The sequence below is a fragment of the Variovorax sp. P1_H12_2 genome, assembly GCF_056405335.1.
Genome location: NZ_JBFUCI010000630.1, coordinates 1 through 2434 on the forward strand (window position 1 = coordinate 1; position 2434 = coordinate 2434).

General features: G+C 71.3%; 1 protein-coding gene. It reads left to right on the forward strand.

The annotated features are described in order from the left end of the window. A partial coding sequence (locus tag AC1D2K_RS33455; protein WP_478094579.1) for an Hpt domain-containing protein occupies nucleotides 1–2434 on the forward strand: 2434 nt, incomplete at both ends.

Here is a 2434-nt window from a genome sequence, read left to right on the forward strand (position 1 = left end):
ATCAGTTCTTCCGCAGGCCGACCGAAAAGGGCCTGCTGCGCACCGTGCCGAGCCAGCTGCTGCAGATGCGCGGCGTGTTCTCGGTGCTCGGCCTCGACCAGGCGGCGCAGACCGTGCAGCGCATGCGCGAGAACGTCGATCAGCTGCTGGCCGAGGAATCGCCGGCCGACGAGATCCGGGCCTTCGACTCGCTTGGCAACAACCTGGGCGCGCTCGGTTTCCTGATCGACATGCTGAGCTACCAGCCGGCGCTGGCGAAGCGGCTGTTCGTGTTCGATGCGGAATTGGGCGAGCTCAAGCCGCTGATGGGGCGGCAAGGAACCGAGGGCAGTACGTCGGAAGCGGCAGCCCCGGCGTCCTTCGCCGCGGCGTCCGGCCCGGTTGCCGTGACCGAAGCCGTCTTGAGCGTCGAGGAGGTGGATGCGCAGATCGCAGCCAAGCTGGCGGCGCTCGCCGCGCCGGCCAGCCGCAAGCCGCCACCTTCGCCGATCGAGGAGTTCAGCCGCGCGACCGCCAGCTGGACCTCGAAGATCACCGGTCCGGCGCCGCTGGAAGGCATGCTGCCCGACACCGAGGTCACCGAACTCGAGGAGGACGACCTCCAGAACATCTTCCTCGACGAGGCGCGCGAAGTGCTGCACAACGGCCTGGCCGCGGTGTCTGCGCTCAGCGCCCGTCCGGACGACGATGGTGAGCTGACCGTGCTGCGGCGCGCCTTCCACACGCTCAAGGGCAGCTCGCGCATGGTCGGGCTGATGGATTTCGGCGAAGCCGCCTGGTCCTTCGAGCAGGTTCTCAACACCTGGCTGGCCGACCAGCGCCCCGCGACGCCGGAACTGGTTGCCGGCACGCGCAGTGCGCTGACGGATTTCGCGAAATGGGTCGAGGCCATTGCAGCCAACCAGCCGCACAGCTGGCACTCGGCGCCGTTTCGCAGCGTGGCCGAGGCCTTGCGCACGGGGGAACCGCTGGTGGCGCCCGCCCGCGTGGCCGATGCCGGCGCACTGGTCGCGGCCGCCCGCCACATCGCCGCCGAATCGCTGGCCGAGGCGCCGCCCGCCGCCGCGCCCGAAGCGTTGCCGGAGCTTCCCGATCTGGAGCTCCCCGATCTGGACCTCGGGCCTGTCGCGTCCGATCTGCCGCCGACCGAAGAGCCGGCCGCAGCGACGCCGTCCGCCGAAGCCGCCACCGTGTGGCCGGGCCTGATCGAGCCCTCCAGGGACGAGGAGGCGCCACGCACCCCGAACGATTTCGCCTCGACGGATTTTCTCGATTTCGATGGCGGCCCCGCACCGGAAGCGCCGGCGGACCTGGGCGAACTCGAGGAGGTCGATTTCCTCGAGACCGTCCATACCTCGCTCGAGCCCCTCGCGAGCAGCCCGCGGCCCGAGCCGGAAGCCGACGCTGAAGCCGAAGCCGAAGCCGAAGCTCCCAAGGGCTTCGAGTCCCCGGTTTTCGTCCCTGCGCCAGAGCCAGAGCCAGAGCCCGTCCCCGAGCCCGAGCTGTCCTTCGCCTTGAGCCTGGAGCCCGAAGCGCAGGCCGAGCCGCCGCCGCCGGCCATCAGCCTCGAGCCCGAACCCGTGGTCGAACCGCTGGCGTTGGCGCCGGTGGCGGAAGCCGCCGAGGAAGAGCTGCCGCCCGAGGCCGCCGCGCCATCGGTGGCGGCGGCGACCGCGCCGCCGGCCGAGATCGAGCCCGAACGCCCGTCACTGCCGAGCGCCGAGGAGCAGGTCAAGGTCATCGGGCCGCTGCGCATCGGCATTGCGCTCTACAACGTCTATCTCAACGAAGCCGACGAATGGTCGCGGCAACTGGCCACCGAGGTCGGTGAATGGGCGCTCGAATCGCACCAGCGGGTGTCCGACTCGACGATCGGGCTGGCGCATTCGCTGGCCGGCAGTTCGGCGACGGTGGGATTCCAGAGCCTGTCGGGCATGGCGCGCCTGCTCGAGGCCGCGCTGCAGCACCTGCAGATGCAGGGCCGCGGCACGCCCCAGCAAGGCACGGTGCTGGTCGGCGCGGCCGAGGAACTGCGGCGCCTGCTGCATCAGTTCGCGGCCGGCGTCCTCAAGGATCCGGCCGAAGGCACGCTGCGGGCGCTGCGCGAAGTCGCCGCCTCCGTGCTGCCGGCCGAGGCGACTGACGCGCGGCCGGTCTATCCGCACCTGGTGCGCGACGGCATGGCGGACGTCGCGCTCGACGACTCCGAGGATGCCGTCGACATGGCCGATGCGGTCGACGTCGACCTGTTCCCGATCTTCGAGGAAGAGGCCGCCGAGTTGCTGCCGCAGCTCGGCGCCGCGCTGCGCGAATGGGCCCAGCGTCCCGACGACATGGCGCCGCGCGCGTCCACGCTGCGCACCCTGCACACCCYCAAGGGCAGCGCCCGGCTGGCCGGCGCGATGCGCCTGGGCGAGCGCGCGCACCGCATGGA